This window comes from Cohnella sp. GCM10027633, assembly GCF_042675445.1.
Taxonomy (GTDB): Bacteria; Bacillota; Bacilli; order Paenibacillales; family Paenibacillaceae; genus Cohnella.
This window is the reverse complement of sequence record NZ_JBHTGV010000005.1, coordinates 202,531-219,936: the sequence shown is the minus strand read 5'-3', so window position 1 is coordinate 219,936 and position 17,406 is coordinate 202,531. Positions and strand designations below refer to the sequence as shown.

Here is a 17,406-nt window from a genome sequence, read left to right as displayed (position 1 = left end):
TGCCCTCCCTCTCGCAGCTAAGTTGACCCTACTAATCCAACCACGATTAGCTTAACACATTTCTATACCACTCCAGCGTTCGTCTTACGGCCTCTTGATGCGGCGTCGTCGCAAGCTCGCCGAACGCTTCGACGAACTTGCCGTGATCCACGAAGTATGGCTGCTCGAACTCGTACATGATCTCTCTGATTTCCCTCATCATCGGATGGAACAACGACAGCAGCGACACCATTCCGCGCGACGAAGCGCGTACCTTAGGCTTCGATCCCGACTGCTCGAAGATGATCTGCAGCAACTGCCCGGTCGTCATCGTCGGCGCGCTCGGAACATGCCAGCTCTCGCCTAACGCGCGGTCTTCCTGCCCCAGAATCGCCAACCCTCTGGCGAAGTCGTCGATATACGTATAGGTATGCGGCATATCGAGATTGCCGAGCACATCGACCGGTTTTCCGCTAAGCGCATGTCCGAATACTCTCTCCCCCAGAAAAGATTGCGTAACGCCGGGACCATAGAAATCCGAAGCTCTCCCGATCGCAACGCGCGCTTTTCCGGCCTTATGAGCATCTAGCAGCAGTTGCGCCATCCGTGCCCGCGTTGTCCCCTTAGGCCCTTCCGCGCGATAAGGAAGACTTTCCTTCAGAGGCCCATGCACGCGCCCGTACATATACAGATTGTCCGCGTATACCAGCCTCGCGCCCGCTGCGGCGGCCCCATCAAGAATACCCTTCGTAATCGCGGGAAACTGCTTCGGCCAATTCAAGTAGCCGGGCTGCGCGCAATGATAGACGACGGAGGCATTCTCGCAGATCGCGATGGCGTCGGCAATGTTAGCTGCATCTCCCTTGATTACGCCTACCTGCTCCTCCCCTCGAATGCGCCCGCTTCGGTTCACCATGCGAATGTCTCGGACGCCCCTGCCTCTAAGCTCGCGCATGAGGGACATGCCCAACGGTCCCGTACCGATAATCACATGAGTATGCTTATCCATCCTGACTGCTCCCTTCAAGATCGTTCTTAGCATTCAAGATACTGTCTGACGTAACGGGAGAGTCAATCGTGAATTGAAGTTTGGAGATAATTCCCTTATAGTTAACATGCACAATTTCCAACAGACGGAGTTGAATACGCTGAAACTCAGAACAATAATTGCAATACTAGCGGTCTTGGTACTGCTTCCGATGAACGCCTTTCACTCGCTTGCACAATCGCCGACCACAGCGCAATCGAACGTTCTCTACCCGTTCAGGGACGGCAACGATAAAGTCGGATTCATTAATAAGGCCGGTAAAGTCGTCATTAAGCCCGCTTTCTATACGATTGAAAACGAGAATGAGCCTTTCGTGGGAGACCTCCTAGGCGTTCGCGTTAACAGGACCGATAATAGCGCGGGTTACATTAACAAGTCGGGTAAGTTCGTTGTTCCGCCCATCTATGCGATGACGCTCCCGTTTCGCAACGGCAAAGCGCTTGTCTACACATCGGACCTCACCAACATGGTCATCGATTCGCAAGGCCGGCAGCTGAGCACGAACTTATTCCACCTCGATGAGCCGTCGGAAGGTACGCTGTTGATCCGCAATTTGATCAGCGAAGGGAACCAATTCTATTATCGATACGGATTCATGAGTGAATCCGACTATAGCCTCTTGGTCGAACCCGAGCTCTCCTTCGCCTCTTCTTACTCCGAAGGGCTGGCGGCGATCTATAAGGGAGGACGTCAAGTTCAAGGCGACCGCGATTACCTTCTTCCCAAGGGGGGCAAGTGGTCGTATCTCGACCTGCAGGGTAACGAAGCGTTCGAGACCTCTTATTCGGCTGCTCTGCCCTTTACCGATGGACTTGCCGCGGTCAATCAAGGCGGGGTCGGGAAAGTTAATATTTTCGGAATCTTCAACGTTGACGGGGGCAAATGGGGGTATATCGATCGCTCGGGGACAACGGTCGTGAAGCCGAAGTACGATTACGTCTACCCGTTCGAAGACGGCGTGGCGAGAGTTCGGCTGAAGGGCAAATGGGGACTTATCAATCGCTCCGGCAAACAATTGACGAAGATTCAGTACGATGCGATCGAACCCTTCAGGGACGGCCTTGCTCTCGCAACGTATAAGGGGAAGATGGGTTTGCTGGACCCGGCGGGCAAAGCGAAAATTCCGTTCCAATACGACGAGCTGCGTAACTATTCGGAGGACTTGGCCTATGCTAGAACCGGCAAAGTACAAGGCTATCTCGATCGATCGGGCAAGTTCAAATTCAAAACCACTTTCGCCGCGAACGAAGACTTTCACGAAGGCCTTGCCATGGTCGGCGTACAAAGCGGCAAGCAGAGTGGGATCGATAAGATTGGGTTCATCGACAAGAACGGCAAGATCGCCATCCCTCTTCAATTCACGCGGCATGCCGTCTTTAAAGAAGGTCTAGCCATGGTCTACGTGAATAAGAAAGGGAAGGAATACCAGGCTTATGTAAACAAATCGGGCAAGCTGGTATGGGTTAGCGGCGTGGCGTTGGAGTAGGGATAATAGGTAAAGGCATAAATAACATCGCCGCGGCACTTGCCGCATGGCGATGTTTTTGCTATCCGGATAATTGACCCGACAGTAAGGTACTACAATAACTTAGTACTATAAATTTCCCCTGAAATAGTCGATGATAAATTTATACAATTTTTCCACAAGGAGAGTTTACGATGAATCCCGTCTATATAACCAGCATAGGAAAATTCCTGCCCGGTTCGCCCATCGATAACGACAATATAGAAGAGTACCTCGGAAGAGTCGGCGGCAAGAGCTCCAAATCCATGAAGCGTATTCTTGAACAGAACAGAATCCAATATCGTCATTATGCCATTGATAAAGATCAAAAAAGCCTTTATTCCAATGCCGAAATGGCAACGAACGCGATTCGCGATGCCCTTGAGAGAAATCATGACGATTTAGCCGACCGAATAGACTTTCTAGCCGTTGGCACCACCCAAGGCGACCTATTGGTGCCCGGTTTTGCAAGTATGGTTCATGCCGAATCCGGCCTGCCCGTCATGGAGATTGCGACGCATCACGGCGTGTGCGGCAGCGGCATGCAGGCGATTAAGAATGCCTACCTGCAAGTACAATCCGGCGAGAAACAAGCAGCCATCTCCTGCGCCAGCGAGTTTCCAAGCCGCGTATTCAAGCATACTCGCTTCGAAGCGCAGGCCAAATTCATGGATCATTCCATTCCTTTCGACACTGATTTCCTTCGTTTTATGCTGTCCGATGGCGCAGGTGCCGCGGTCCTTCAGCAGCAACCGAGCGAACATGGCTTATCCCTTAGAATCGAATGGATCGACAACAAATCTTATGCGAATCTATACGACACCTGCATGTATGCAGGCATGAACAAAGAGAATTCGATAGATCGTCAACCCAGCTGGCTCGACTATTCTTCCATCCACGAAGCGGCCGATGATGGCGCAATCAATCTGAAGCAGGACATTCGCCTGGTCAACGAAATGCCGAAAGTGGGAGTGAAGCGTTTCTTCGAACTCGTGGAGGAAGGAAAAGTTAATCCGTCGGCCATTGATTGGATGGTGTGTCATTATTCCTCGCACTATTTTCGCGACGAGATCTTCCGACTCATGCAGCTTGGCGGGATGACCATTCCAGAACGCAAGTGGTTCACTAACCTATATACGAAAGGCAACACGGGGGCTGCCTCTATCTACATTATGCTGGAGGAGCTATTGAACGAAGGGCATCTGAAATCGGGCGAGCAAGTGCTCTGCATGGTCCCGGAGAGCGGCAGATTTCAGACCTCCTATATGTTGTTAACGGTAGTCGGAACGGAACCGGGCAACAAGACGGTTAACCCCTACATGGAGCGGCAACCCGAAGCTCCCCATCTGGAGTTCGATCATTCCGATTCGATTCAAGCTCATTTGGTGCGACAGTTAGTCACCGTCTGGATCGATTTCGAACAAAAGCTTGCTCAAGTTCCGATCATTCACAAACTGTACAGAGGCAAATTCACGCTTGAAGATTACATGCTGCTTATGGAGAACATTCGACAGCAGGTGATCGACGGATCCCAGTGGATTGCGCGCGCTGCCTCTTACATTGCGATCGAACATATCGAACTACGTTCCTTGTTTATCGCCCATGCCCGCGATGAGCACCGCGACTTTCAAATCTTAGAACGCAATTACGTTGCCGTCGGAGGAAGTCTTGCACATATTCAATCAGGGGAGAAAAATATCGGGAGCGAGGCGCTTTCCGCCTATCTATTCCAGCGAGCAAGCCGAGAAAACCCCGTTGATCTGATGGGCGCGATGTGGATTATCGAAGGTTTGGGTTGTCGCATGGCGAGGTATTGGGGAGAAGCCATCCGCGATCAACTCGGATTAAACGACGACCAAGTATCCTTCTTGCTCTATCATAGCGACTCGGACGAGAAACATTTCGAGCGTCTGGAGGCCGGTATTCAGCATCCGATGCTTACGATGGAGATTGCCGAGCGAATCGTCAAGACCGCTAAAACGACGGCACGATTGTATCTATTACAATTAGAGGAGCTAGGGAACCTATGAGCCAAACCGAATATTTCAATAACATGCCTCATAACAAGCAAGACCCGAATCCGTTCCTGGCCATATTCCTCGATCAGAGCATCCCGTTCAACGAAGAAGCGAAGGCCGCCTATTTAAAGGATTGCTCCAGTAAATCCAGACAATTTCTACTTCCCGTTCTAAGGCCGCTTTCCCGGTTGCTTATTATACTGTTCCAGTTATACAAGATCATTTTCCCGAAAAAATTCACTTCATCTAAGGTACTGCATCGCGTCTTATATTGGGGGATGAGAACTTTCGTTAGTCGGGACGCCAATTATATGATCCTTCGGCATTTCTATCTTGGATCGGAGGTGCTGCAGTTTATCCGCGATAACATCCCGGGCGTCGAAATCGAGTTGAATCCGCTGAAACCGTTAAATCTTGAACCCGTTAAAGACGATTTATTCCTCCTGCATGATATTAACCTGTACAATTTCGTCATCAACTTGAATAAACAAATTCGCGAGAAAAATATCGAAGTGACTAAGCAGGAGCGGCTTAATTTCAATGCCATTACTTCAAGTCCTATCCCGATCGAGAAGATGCCGGATCGATGGACCAATTTCCTCGATCTTATGACGGCTATCGAATGCTTCACTCCGGTCTACCAGTTCTTCCTCACGGACAACGATTTCTGGCGGGCCACGAACTCCTTGCAGCTCGATGAAACGATCGGGATTCTGGCCTCCAAAGTAATCGGCAGCAATGATAGGCTGGCATTGATCAATAATAAGCACCCGATGGTCCCGCTCTCTACGCTTCGTGCCGGATTCCGATTAGTGCTTCATGGGCTCGCCACGGAACAACTCCATGCCTTATTAGTGGAGTTGAAACACAAACAGGCTGCTTGATCAGCAGCCTGTCGGCGTTCGCGGCACAATCGCATCGTGCCTACCCAGCGTCTCCCGCAGCTCGCGCAGATCAACGTCGCCAACGGCGATGCGGCTCTTCGACGCGATCGCGGCCGCGGCGCCGGCGACTTGCCCCGTAGCCATACAAGAGGCTTGGACGCGGTAAGCGGAATGGGCCTCGGCGTCTCCGGCTATGCAGCGGCCGGCAACCAGCGCGTGCTTGCTGCCCTTCGGAATTAACGCGCCGTAAGGAATCGTTGCCACGATCCCGTCGGCTAACGGCCGAATATCGATGTCGTTGCCGTCATGCCGATGGATATCGATCGGATAGTAACTGTAGCATACGGCGTCCGGCCATACGTATCCGCCGGTATAGGCCTCCCCGGTAATCCGTTCCTCGCCGATAATCCGGTTGGTGTCGCGTATGCCGCTTTCATTGGCGGCATAGTCGATCTCCAGGTGCTCGCACCCCGGAACCTTGCGCAACAGACGATACACGTTCATCACAACCGCGCGACCCTGCAGATCCGCTTCCGTCTTCGTTCTGGAAGAGTCTCCCTCGATGCCGATAAGGTGATTGGCATTGCCTCCGCCGGTTCTTAGCTCGCGCCATAGCGGAGGGTCTCCCGGTTCCGGATGGGAGTGATCGGTTGCCGCGATCCGACCGGACGCGAATGCTTCCGCATACAATCGCTCGAGCGCGCGCTTATCCACATCCTTCGGATCGTAACCGCCCATGCGATAGATCAACGTGCCGGGTTGGCGGTGCTCGGATCGCTCCATGGCATATCCCATAAGCCCCGCCGCGTTCGCATCGCCCGTGGCATCGATGATTTTGCGGGCTTTGATCGTCTCCAACCCTGTTTTCCCGGCTACGGTCATATACAATCCTTCGCTATCCTCGTGAATGTTCACGGGCATTTCATGAAATCTCAAGTGAACGCCCGCTGCCAAGCACAGATCGTCCAACACCTTGCTGTAGATGAATTTATTGACCCAGATTTGATGCCTCGGATGGTGCTTCGGCGGATAAGGAATCGTAAAGTCGGGGAGCTCGGCCCCGCCCCGCGCCGCCGTCTCCGCGATAAATTCCCAGCCTATCCCCTTAATGACTTGTCTGCCCGATCGGGTATGGAACAATCCCGGAAAATTGACGGCAGCGACGACCGTCGTCCCTCCGAGGATGCCGTTCTTCTCGATCAAAGCCGTTCGAGCGCCCTCCCGCGCCGCTTGAATCGCCGCCGCGCATCCTGCGGCTCCGCCGCCGCAAACAACGACGTCGTATTCATCAGCAATCGGCATATTCAATGTAAGCTTATAGATCTCCCTGCTCACGGACGCAGTACCCCTCTCGCAAGAAAGGAGCATAAAGCGAACCTTATGCTCCCGATTCTTCGTTATCTGCCGGACACGACAAACTCGGTGCTTGTTACCCAATCTCCCGATGAGCTCTGGGTTACGGTTAATCTTACATACCTTGCTTGGGCTTCGAAGTTGTAATAGAAATTCGTGCCCGCGACCCCGGCCGAAGTGTTATCCACCCATGTCGTATAACTTACGTCGTCATCGGATACCTCGACTTTGAATTTCCAGGTCGTATTGTTGTTGAAGGTTTGTTGCATGCTCGTAAGATAACGGGATTGTCCCAGATCGAGCTTGAGCCACTGCGGGAATGCGCCGGACGAAGCCGACCAATACGTTCCCGCGTTCCGGTCGACCGCCTTGGCAGCCGTGTGATTCACGTTGCTGAAGGAAGATACCGACGCAGTGGCGTTCTGCGAGAGATCCCTGCTGTCCGCTAGCACTTTAAATTCATAGATGCTCGGCTGCTGGGTACCCGAGGTGAAATAAATTCTGGCTTTGCTGCCGACGACGGAAGCGAACTCCGCCGTGCTGCCGCTGCCGATGGTCGTGCCGGTGTATGCGGTCTGCCAAGCGGACCCGTCCCAATATTCGATGCGATAGCCCGTCGTGCGGTTGTCCCACTCCGATAGCTGGACCTGGCTGAAGATCGTATCCCTGCCCATATCGACTTCCAGCCATTGATCGGCGAATTGCCCGTTAGCCGCCTGCCAAGCCGAGCTTGCATGGTCGTCGAACGCCTTGTCGGCAGCGTAGGCATTGTCGCCATTATAGACGGAGGACGCCGTATAGGTTCTGTTGTACGCTTCGAATTCGTAGATGGCCGGCTGTTGGCTGCCTCCCGTGAAGATGAGCCTTGCCTTGCTTCCCGTCACGGAGGGGAAGCTTACCGTCTTGGAATCCCCGATCGTCGTGCCCGTATAGGCCGTCAACCATGCCGAGCCGTTCCAATACTCGATTCGATAGCCGCTCGTGCGATTGGCGTATTCCGATAATTGCACGGTATTGAACGTCGTATTCGCGCCCATATCCCGCTCGATCCATTCGCCGGCATAGCTTCCGGCCGCCGCCTGCCAAGCCGAGCTGCGATTGCCGTCGAAGGCGTTCCAGGAGATATGGCTCTCGCTGAACTGGGAGGACGCGGAAGTTCGATCGGTCTTGCCGAATAGCTGGAATTCGTAAATAATCGGCTGGGACGTACCCGAGGTGAAGTATAACCGCGCCTTGCTGCCGGTTACCTCCGGGAATCTTACCGTCTTGAACTGGTTCGCGGTGCCGATCGTCGTTCCCGTATAGGCCGTCTGCCAAGCGGACCCGTTCCAATATTCGATTCTGTAGCCGCTCGTTCGGTTGCCGAACTCCATGAGCTTCGCGACGTTGAAGGTTCTATTCTCCCCGAAGTTCACTTCGACCCATTCGCCCGCGAACTTGCCGGTTGCCGCTTGCCAAGACGTATTCGCATTGTTGTCTCCTATATTTCTGCCGCCGGAGGAACTGTTGAAATAGGAGGATGCCTTGACCGCTTTCCCGTAGATCAGATTCGTTTCGCTGCCGAAAGCCGACTCCTGCAAGAGATTCGCGCTATTGCCGTACACGCTGATCTCGGGCAACGTGAACTTTCCGTCCGACTTCGCTTCGTAGATGTCGACCATGGTCAGCCTGACATAACTTGCCTTGGTTGTCGCTATCGGATAATCATGCGAGGTTCCATAGCCGCCCGTGTTCGTCGCGGACTTATCGACAACCGTCGTATAGGTTGAACGGTCGCCGCTCATCTCGATCCGATAGAAGTAGGGCGCCGAGGATTTAAACCTCAGATTGATGAGGCTGATATCGTACGGCCTTCCCAGATCGACTTCGATCCACTCGTTCTGCGAGCTATTCGGGCTCCACCAGGTTTGGATATCTCCGTCGACCGCATAGGCCTCTTCGTTCCCGCTTAACCTGGACGATGCCCTGACATCCTTCCATTTGGAGATCAGGTCTTGCGCGCGAATTCGATATTGCTTCTCCATGGCTTCGCTGTTCGTATACCCGCTCTTCACCGCGATCGCCCGCAGCGTGCCCGTCCGATCTATCGTAATCGGACCGCTATACGACAGGCTCGCCGTCGATGGCGGCGTTCCATCCGTCGTGTAGTAGATGCTTGCGCCGGATGTAGACGACGAGAGAGTAACGGCCTGCGAGCTGCCATAGGAACCGCTCGCCACGCTAGCCGCAGGCGCGGCTACCGTCCCGCCGCTGAAATCGTAATACTCCGTCGTTACGATGCTTGGCGTCATGCCGCTCTTCACGGCGATCGCCTTCAGCGTGCGCTTCTCGCTTAGGGTCAACGCTCCGGCATACAGCGTGCTGTTCACCGTCGGCGTCGTGCCGTCCGTCGTATAGTAAATGGTCGCGCCCGACGTCGATGAGGACAACGTGATGCTTTGCGCGCTAGCGAATGTGCCTCCCCCAACGGACGCCGTCGGTTGATTGACCCGATTCGTCGTGGCGTACAGCAGCAACGCCCAGTCGTACGCCCCGTCGGGTTGGGCCGGAATGCTCCAAGTACCGCCCGCTCCGGGACTGAAATTGCTGCTAATCGTCGTATATTTGCCGTTTCTCGTATTGAACCATTTGGCGGTATAGGTATCCCCGGTCGAGAGGCCATTGACCGTCCCCGTATACTCCCCACCCCAGCTCGGCAAATACGCAACGACCAACGTGCGAGCCGAATTCGCCTTCTGATAAGGCTGCCGTATACCCGACGCGGGCGCTCCGCTCCCCCAGGTAATGGCAGTCGGGCTTGGCGCTAGCGACGCCCAATCGATTCCCGTCAGCAAATCCTTATAGAACTTCATTTGGCTTCCCGACGGCAAGTCGATGCCGCTATACCAAGGCCGCGGAGATTTGCCCCATGTCTGGAACGCGTCGTTCCAATCCGTCACCGCGTTCCAGATGCCTTCCGCCCCGTAGGTGAAGCCGAAGCTGCCCGCCATGAAGCTTCTGTACGCATCTTCCCGGGTGTAATATTCCGGTATGCCGAGTATCGATTCATAATCGATCTCCGACTCCAGCACCGGCACGGTCGGCGTCAGGTCGTAACGACCCTTCCAGTAAGAGATTTCCCTTCTCGCGTCATGCGCGCCCTGCAGGAAGTCGATGTCGTACCATGCCTCGTTCCGGAACAGATTCGGATTGTCGGCCGTGTTGTGGAGCGTCGTGATTTGGCGATACGGATCGATCGACCGCGTATAAGCGGCAAGAGATCCCCATGTCTGGTCATCGCCGTAGGCATATTCCCCGGCATGAATCCACGACATCGGATAAGCGCCGTATCTGGCGACCACATACCTCGACATTCGCTTGAAATCGTCCTCCAGGACAGGCTCCAGCTCCCGGCCCCAATCCAGGCCCAGCGCCGTCACCATGCCCTTATCCGCAATGTAGGCCAACCTGCGGTCTACATCTTGCCAGAACGCGACGTTGGGCACATCCCATTTATGATCGTTATTAATCAATCGATTGCTCGAATCGTACACCTTGAACTCTTTGATCGCCGCCGTCGCGTTCAAGCTATTGCCGGTAATCGTAATTCTGACGTAACGTACCGTCTCATTCGTCGTATCGGTCACCAGTTGACCCGATCTTCCCGACGCATGGTCAGCCAGCACCGCGTAATTCACGCCATCCGTCGAACCTTCGATTCGATAATTCCAGGTCGCCGCATAATCGAATTCGGTATCCACTTTGTTTAGCGTCGTATTCTGCGTCAGGTCGATATACAGCTTCTGCGGGAACGTATTGTCCTTGGCGACCCACTTCGTATTCGCGTTGCCGTCGAAAGCCTTGTTCGCCGGCTTATAATAGCCCGTCGTATCCACGGTGGACGCGCCGACCGCATAGCCCTCGAGTCCCCATGCATATCCGCCCTCGTTGCTCGTTCCTTGCGACCCCGCATCCCCCAATTCCCCGACGAACAGATTCGTCTGATACACGGTGAATCCGTCTTCGGCCCGCTTATCTACCATGCCTTTGAATTGCGAGCTCCATCTGGCATCGGTCGAGCTGCTCCAGGATTCGCGGGACAAGCCGAACCAATGCGTATCGCCTAACCAGAAGAACGGAGAGCCGTCTTGGTAGGTTAAATACCGGTTGTTGCCGCTCTTCTTAAGGAATCCTTTCTTATAGATCTCTTGATTGCCCGTATAAGCGCCGGCACGAATCGTTCCGGACTGATTATGCAAGCCCGTATCGCCGCTATTCGTGCTCGAGGTCGTGTACGTCCATGTGCCTACCGCCGTAGGCGAGAATCTGATCTTCCATACGTTTCCCCCGTCCCAGTAACCGGGTATGGTCATGCTCTCCATGTTCGGTCCGGTGAAGGTAGCGCTAATATCCACGTCCTTATACGGGTTGGAATAGGAGATTCCGGATAGAAAAGTAAGCTCGGCGGGCTGCCAAACCGTTGCGTAGGATCGGTACAGATTCCGAACCTCGACGGCGTTCAGCGCCCCGTCGTAGATTCGGACTTCGTCCACTTTGCCTTTCGTATAGTCGACATTCGTGCCGCTGCCGTAACCGAACTTCAGCGACGCCGCGCTATTGTGAATGCTGCCCGAGATCGCTTGCGCGCCCGTGCCTTGCAGAACGCCGTCGACATAGATTCGGACATGGCTTCCATCGTAGGTGCCGACCAAATGGTGCCAGGTTCCCGGCGTTAGAGCGGTCGAGCCGTTGGCCGCGGTGCCCGCGGTATACCAATCGTTATTCGTCGTCTTCACGACAAAAGAAGCAATGCCCGTTGAACTAACGGCCAGGCGATAGGAATTGCCATTCGCGTTCTTGCCTACGACGTCGTAATTGTTCGTCGGCAGTTGGTCGAGGTTCATCCACGTCGATACGGTAAGCGTGCTCATGCCGTCCAAGGTGCCGCTGTCGGGAATGCTGACGTAATCGTTAACGCCGTCCAAGCTAACCGCGCTATCGATCTTCCCGGTTGACCATCCCGTTCCGTTGTTCAACGTGCCGTTATTGTGATTGCCCGATGCATTCGGCGCGGATGTTCCGCTCCCCTCGCTTAAGCGCCATTCCCCCTGAATGATGCCCGAAGCGCTCGCGGAAGTCATGTTGGGCCAATTCCACAGAAAATACAACGCAAAACCGGCACTCATGACGACTAACCACTTTTTGACGCTTATTCCCCTGCGCAACATCATGACCATCTCCTCGATTAGATGTTCGTTCGGCGGATCAATGGCTGCCCTTATCGAATCTCAACCATAACGTCCCGCCGTCGTCCGGATGCGGAACAACCGTAAGCCGATGGCCTGTCCGGCTTGCTTCTCGCGCATTGCTCTCGATCGTATCCGCCAAGAACGCTGCGGGAACATAGATCGATATCGTCCCGCGCCGCGTATAGTCGGGATTCCACTTGAGCGTCAACGTCCGATCCTCCCAGCCCATGTGCTCGAATTCGGCCCATCCCTGCGTGAAATGCATATCCGTGCCGATAACGTGGGGACGGTCGACCTTGGCCTGCAGAGAGATGAACCGCATCGCCCGCGGCGGCACCCGGAGCGCCGTCAGCCGATCTCGGCCCGTAACGTACGCTTGCGACCACAGTTCTATGCCGTGCGCCTCCTCCTCTTCGCGGAAGCCCAGTTCGCTCAAGTCCACGGCGATATCCTTGGTCGTCTCTCCCCAATTGAATAGGCCCAAGACCGTCCAGCTATCCGCGCCTCGTTGCACCGGGAGCTTCCATATGGCCGGGGCGTCCGTATGGAAGAAGTCGACCGGAACGGCCGCGCCCGGACCGACGGGAAACAGCTGGCTAAGCAACGGCCTGCGGTCCTCTTCCAACGTCGTCAGCTTGTCGTTATAGAACAGCATCCCGCCGGATAGCGCGACGACGCCTGCCCAGACGCGGGCTTCGTCGAGCGTAGGCGTGTATTCATCGGTAATCCCCTCCGGTTCGTGTCCCCGGACGACAAGCACGTCGGGATCGTTGAAGCCCGCTCTGCCGTGCAAGAAGTATCTGGCCGCCATCGTTCTGGAGCACATCTTCACAAGCTCCCAGGCGGTTGGCCTGATCTGGTCGGGGGTATAGTTCCTGCGCGTAATGTCGGGCGTCATTCGGTTGCCGTCGATCAGATTCCCGATGCTGGCGAACAGGGGGGCGGCACAGCCGAGAATGTAACAATCCTCTCCCGCCGCTTCCCTGATGACGCGCATCGCGTTGCGATAAGCTTGGGCCGTGGTCGTACCCGGGAAGTACACTTGATCCCTAGTAAGACTGGAGTGGTTGCCTTGATCCGTGAATAGAGACCGAACAAGGAAATCCAGCTTAATATACTCGAAGCCCCATTCGTGGACCGCGCGATGAAACAAGCGATGAAGATATGCCAGTACTTCGGGATGCGTGAGATCCAGCACGAATTTGATCTTGTTCTTCTCGTGCAGCTCGAGCACGTCGCTTCCCGACGGATTCATGCCCGCGACCGGGATGCCGTTCTTCCTTAACAGCCAGTCCGGATGCTCCCTGACCATTAGCGATCCCGCATCAGCCAGGAACGGCGAGAACCACAATCCCGGCTTATAGCCTGCCGACGCGATCTCGTCCGCCAGCCACTTCATGCCGTGCGGAAACTTGCTATTCGCCTCCCAATCCCCGAATCCGGACTCCAGGAACCAGCCGGCATCGATGACGATATATTCCGGGCGAATGTCGGGATACTCCTTGAACCCGCTTACATTGTCCAAGATGTCTTGCTCCGTGACCGTCCCGTAATAGTAGTACCAAGACAGCCATCCGGTAGGAGGCTTGCGAAATTGGCTTGTCGGGTTCATCTCCCGGCATACCCTGTCCATATACAGGCTGAACATGCCGTCATGGTCCCGCCCTCCGACCATCAAGATCGCTTTCTCGGTCGTAACCGACTCCCCGGGCAGCAGGATCGAATGCTCCATTCCGTTCGAGATCGTGATGTAGCAAGAGTCCTCTTCTCTCGCTTGTACGAGCAGGTGGGGGAAATAGCGCTCGAACGTGCAGCACCCGATCAGAATGTTCCTTCGGGTCGCCGTCTGATGAAGCATCGTCACGGAATCGAAATAGAACTGGCGATTCGGCGTCAAGGTTGCGATTCCAACGTGCTCGTCCGTAGATTGCAGGCCGATATTCAACGCCTTCCAAGGTGCACCCGACGGCTGTTGACCGAATCTCGTCAGCAGTCCGTCGCCGATGTCCATGCTTGCGATCTCAAGCGGATCGTCGCCGTGGTTATCGATCCGGAACGACCATTCCGCATAGCGTCCGGCTTCCGCCAAGTCCAGGCGAAGAACGAGCGCCATTCGCGAATTCCCGTAATGCACCGCATACGATCGTAGTTCGCCGGTCTCCTCAAGGAGCTCGCAGCTTCCTCGTACGAAGTCCCGCTCCGTCCATGCGATTCCCGATGCAAGCTTGATGCAGAAGCCGAAATGAAATACAACGCTGTCCGCATCGGCCTCATAACCAATACCGATCTGCCCGCCTTCGTTCGATAGATCCATGTACAGCTTGGGTTTCAATTCGCTTCCTCCAATCGCTGCAGCGCTTGCGCGAGATCCGCCCCGTTCAAGTGCTGCGGCAATACGTTCGTGATCGCGGCGATTGCCGCCGCCGCTCCGGCGGCCTGTCCCATGGCGACCGCGTTGCCCGTGACCCTGTAGCTGGAATGCGCGATGAAATCCCCGCTAATGCAGCGACCGGCCATCAGCAAGCCGTCCACGTCCGCGGCGATTAACGCGCGCAGGGGAATATCGTAGGGCAAGCTTCTCTTGCCGTCGTCGCCGAATCCTTTGCCCTCGTCCGGGTTCGTGGAATGGATGTCGATGCCGTAACGAACCCGGCAGATGCCGTCTTCGTGCCGGGCGCCCGCCTGCAAATCCTGTTCGCTAACGGTATACCGTCCATGAATACGTCTGCCTTCGCGCACCCCGATATGGTTAGCGGTGCTGACGATCCGAATGTTCGCCCATGCGCCGCCGAGCGTTCTTAGCCCAACGATAATGCGATGAAGCTCTTTCCTTGCATGCAGGGTAGCCTGGGTCACCTGCGACGTCTGAAGCGCGGAAGCCCCGTATTCATGGTTGGCCATGAGAGCGAACAAGCCGTCGCGGATATGGAATAACGACGGAGCGGCATAAGACGGCGTCTGCCCTGCTTGCTCCATCCGTTCGAGCAGTCTGGCCTTCGGCGTCTCGTTAACGCCGTCCATCGTATAGGCCGCCACTTCATCCGGATCGATTCCCGCAACCAAGGCCATCAGGCTCATCGGCTGGGTTTCCCCCGAACGCGGTCTGCCCAGATCGAATCGGCAGCCCGCTCGAGCCGCCAGATCGCCATCGCCGGTAGCATCGATGAACATACTCGCGGCCCACGCTTGTCTGCCGGATTTGGATTCGGTAATCGCAAGCGTAAGCCGTCCCGATTCTTCGACGGCCGCATGGACGACACGGGTATGCAGCATGACCGTTACGCCCGCTTCTTCGCACATTTCCTCCAGCAGGAGCTTCATTTCTTCCGGATCGTAAGTAAAGTCCTCCCCTGCGCTAGCGATTCTCGCATGGCGTCGATCCAGTCGGGCAACGATTTCCCGCATGATGCCTTTCTTATTGCCGGCGTCGATAATCCACGAGAGCAACCCGGAAGTCCATATGCCTCCGAGGCATCCCTGATTTTCCAGCAGCACGGTGCGTGCGCCCCCGCGCGCCGAGGCGATGGCCGCCGCGACCCCTGCCGGTCCCCCTCCGCAGACGACGACATCCGACGTTACCAGGATCGGTATTCGTTGAGACGGTTCCTCATATACAGCTTGGCTCACTGATATTCCCCTTCTTCCGCTCTAGTTCTACATTTTCACCGCGCCGTCCGTCATCCCGTTGTAGAAGTGCTTCTGGTTCAGGATGAAGAACAGCACCGGTATGATGAAAGCAATGGTCAACAACGCGTAGATGGCTCCCCAATCGTTGACGTATTCGCTCGTGAATGCGTACACGGCCAGCGTAATCGTCTTCTTCGATTCGGTCCGCAGGAAGAGCAGCGGCATTAAGAAGTCGTTCCATACGCTGATGGAAGAGATGACCGCGTAAGTAACCGTCACGGGCTTCAGCAACGGGAAGATGATCTTGAAGAAAATGCTTGTTTTCCCGTATCCGTCTATGCTAGCCGATTCCTCCAAGCTCTTGGGTATGCCCTTGATGAATCCCGTGTACAGCAGAATCCCCATCGGAATCGCGCTTGCCGCGCTGATCAGCACGATGGCCGATCGGGTATCGACGAGCCCGAGCTTGTTAATCAGGACATACAACGGCACCAAATTCGCGGCGACCGGAATCATGGCCGCGCTGATGAACAGCAGATAGATCAGTTGGAAGAACGCCTCGTATCTTCTCGCCAGCGTATAGGCCGCCATTGAAGTCAAGTAGATCGCGATCAGAATCGCGCTTCCGGTAATACCGAGCGAATTAACAATATTGAGCAGAATCTCCGAAGATTCGAACACCCGGCGATAGTTCTCGAACTGCAACGACGAAGGCAGCGTGAACACGCGGTTGATCTCTTCGTTGGTCTTAAAGCTGCTTAGCACGATGTTAAGCACCGGAATGGAGATGACCGCAACGGCGATAACCAACACGAGATACTGGAATTTCCGAACCATCTAGTACTCCACCTCCATCCTTCTCGTTATTCGCAATTGAATAAGGGTCAGAATGGCGATGAAGAGGAAGAAGGTCAGGCCGATGCTGCTCGCGTACCCGAACTGGTTGGACAGGAACGCCGTGTTGTAGATTTGCATCGTAACGGTGTTCGTCGAGTTCATCGGACCTCCGCCGGTGAGTATGAAGGGCAGCTCGAACACCTTCAGGGCGCCCGTGATCGAGATGAACATATTGACCGTGACCGCAGGCATAATAAGCGGCAGCGTAATCCGCATGAACTTGCTCCAGCCCGTCGCGCCGTCCAAGGCGGCCGCTTCTTTCACCTCGGTCGGGATGCTCTGCAAGCCCGTAATGTAGATGATCATTCCGTATCCGGCCCACTGCCAGATATTAATGGCCGCAAGCACGTTAATCGTTATGTCGGCGTCGGCCAGCCAGTTGCGAACGAGCATATCCAGACCGACCGATTCGAGCACCCGGTTAATAATGCCGTTATATTGGAAGAACGAGATCCACGTCAGGCTAATGATTAACGAGCTGATTACGGAAGGCATATATAAAATCGTTCTGAAAAAACGATTACCCTTCAGCTTATTGACTAAAATAATGGCCAATCCCAGTTGTACCGCGGTACCGACCAATATGCTGATTACCGCGAAGTAGATCGTATTCATGAAGGCGCCGTAAATTTTGCTCTCATGGAAGATGTTCAGGAAATTATCGAAGCTCACATAGCGGAACGCCTTGCTGAAGCCATCCCAATCCGTGAACGAATAATATAAAGTCATCATGAGCGGATAGTACTTGAAGGTTAGAAACAAACATAGCGCCGGGACCAAAAAGAGACAGGCCGATAGGAAATCTCGTCTTGCGCGTTTGGTTATCATCTTTTTGCTCCATTCATTATGAAGGAGGCGGATAATTACG

General features: G+C 54.8%; 10 protein-coding genes and 1 pseudogene. 4 read left to right on the top strand and 7 right to left on the bottom strand.

Annotated elements, in window-relative coordinates:
- Positions 1-46: 46 nt before the first annotated feature.
- Positions 47-988: an NAD-dependent epimerase/dehydratase family protein gene (locus ACFQZG_RS14525; RefSeq protein WP_378153670.1), complete on the bottom strand. Its 942-nt coding sequence runs from the start codon at positions 986-988 to the stop codon at positions 47-49.
- Positions 989-1,094: 106 nt separating this feature from the next.
- Here ACFQZG_RS14525 and ACFQZG_RS14520 point away from each other — a divergent pair.
- The 4 genes and pseudogenes from ACFQZG_RS14520 to ACFQZG_RS14505 form a co-directional block, all read left to right on the top strand.
- A pseudogene (locus ACFQZG_RS14520) lies at positions 1,095-1,460 on the top strand (WG repeat-containing protein); the annotation flags it as partial.
- A 33-nt stretch (positions 1,461-1,493) separates the two neighbouring features.
- Positions 1,494-2,513: a WG repeat-containing protein gene (locus ACFQZG_RS14515; RefSeq protein WP_378154068.1), complete on the top strand. Its 1,020-nt coding sequence runs from the start codon at positions 1,494-1,496 to the stop codon at positions 2,511-2,513.
- Between the two features lie 173 nt (positions 2,514-2,686).
- A complete protein-coding gene (locus tag ACFQZG_RS14510) occupies positions 2,687-4,561 on the top strand; it encodes a 3-oxoacyl-[acyl-carrier-protein] synthase III C-terminal domain-containing protein (RefSeq protein WP_378153668.1) in 1,875 nt (624 codons plus the stop codon).
- Entirely contained in the window at positions 4,558-5,433 is an 876-nt protein-coding gene (locus ACFQZG_RS14505; RefSeq protein ID WP_378153666.1) for a DUF6999 family protein, read from the top strand. Before ACFQZG_RS14510 ends, ACFQZG_RS14505 begins: the two co-directional genes overlap by 4 nt.
- Here ACFQZG_RS14505 and ACFQZG_RS14500 read toward each other — a convergent pair whose 3' ends face one another.
- The 6 genes from ACFQZG_RS14500 to ACFQZG_RS14475 form a co-directional block, all read right to left on the bottom strand.
- Complete coding sequence (locus ACFQZG_RS14500) at positions 5,434-6,768, bottom strand: FAD-dependent oxidoreductase (protein ID WP_378153664.1); 1,335 nt, start codon at positions 6,766-6,768, stop codon at positions 5,434-5,436.
- 62 nt (positions 6,769-6,830) lie between these two features.
- Positions 6,831-11,951: a discoidin domain-containing protein gene (locus tag ACFQZG_RS14495; RefSeq protein ID WP_378153662.1), complete on the bottom strand. Its 5,121-nt coding sequence runs from the start codon at positions 11,949-11,951 to the stop codon at positions 6,831-6,833.
- A gap of 79 nt (positions 11,952-12,030) precedes the next feature.
- A complete protein-coding gene (locus tag ACFQZG_RS14490; RefSeq protein ID WP_378153660.1) occupies positions 12,031-14,346 on the bottom strand; it encodes an alpha-galactosidase in 2,316 nt (771 codons plus the stop codon).
- Positions 14,343-15,641 carry an FAD-dependent oxidoreductase gene (locus ACFQZG_RS14485; RefSeq protein ID WP_378153658.1) on the bottom strand — a complete coding sequence of 433 codons (1,299 nt, stop codon included), beginning with the start codon at positions 15,639-15,641 and terminating at the stop codon, positions 14,343-14,345. Before ACFQZG_RS14485 ends, ACFQZG_RS14490 begins: the two co-directional genes overlap by 4 nt.
- A gap of 27 nt (positions 15,642-15,668) precedes the next feature.
- Positions 15,669-16,478 carry a carbohydrate ABC transporter permease gene (locus ACFQZG_RS14480; RefSeq protein WP_378153656.1) on the bottom strand — a complete coding sequence of 270 codons (810 nt, stop codon included), beginning with the start codon at positions 16,476-16,478 and terminating at the stop codon, positions 15,669-15,671.
- On the bottom strand, positions 16,479-17,270 hold the full coding sequence (locus ACFQZG_RS14475) for a carbohydrate ABC transporter permease (RefSeq protein WP_378153654.1): 792 nt from the start codon (positions 17,268-17,270) through the stop codon (positions 16,479-16,481).
- Positions 17,271-17,406: the final 136 nt, after the last annotated feature.

Bases quoted from the DNA above. Each gene is read 5' to 3' on its own strand.
- ACFQZG_RS14475 (WP_378153654.1), bottom strand. From the start codon at position 17,270: ATGATGACTTTATATTATTCGTTCACGGATTGGGATGGCTTCAGCAAG.
- ACFQZG_RS14525 (WP_378153670.1), bottom strand. From the start codon at position 988: ATGGATAAGCATACTCATGTGATTATCGGTACGGGACCGTTGGGCATG.
- ACFQZG_RS14505 (WP_378153666.1), top strand. From the start codon at position 4,558: ATGAGCCAAACCGAATATTTCAATAACATGCCTCATAACAAGCAAGAC.
- ACFQZG_RS14515 (WP_378154068.1), top strand. From the start codon at position 1,494: ATGGTCATCGATTCGCAAGGCCGGCAGCTGAGCACGAACTTATTCCAC.
- ACFQZG_RS14510 (WP_378153668.1), top strand. From the start codon at position 2,687: ATGAATCCCGTCTATATAACCAGCATAGGAAAATTCCTGCCCGGTTCG.
- ACFQZG_RS14480 (WP_378153656.1), bottom strand. From the start codon at position 16,478: ATGGTTCGGAAATTCCAGTATCTCGTGTTGGTTATCGCCGTTGCGGTC.
- ACFQZG_RS14495 (WP_378153662.1), bottom strand. From the start codon at position 11,951: ATGAGTGCCGGTTTTGCGTTGTATTTTCTGTGGAATTGGCCCAACATG.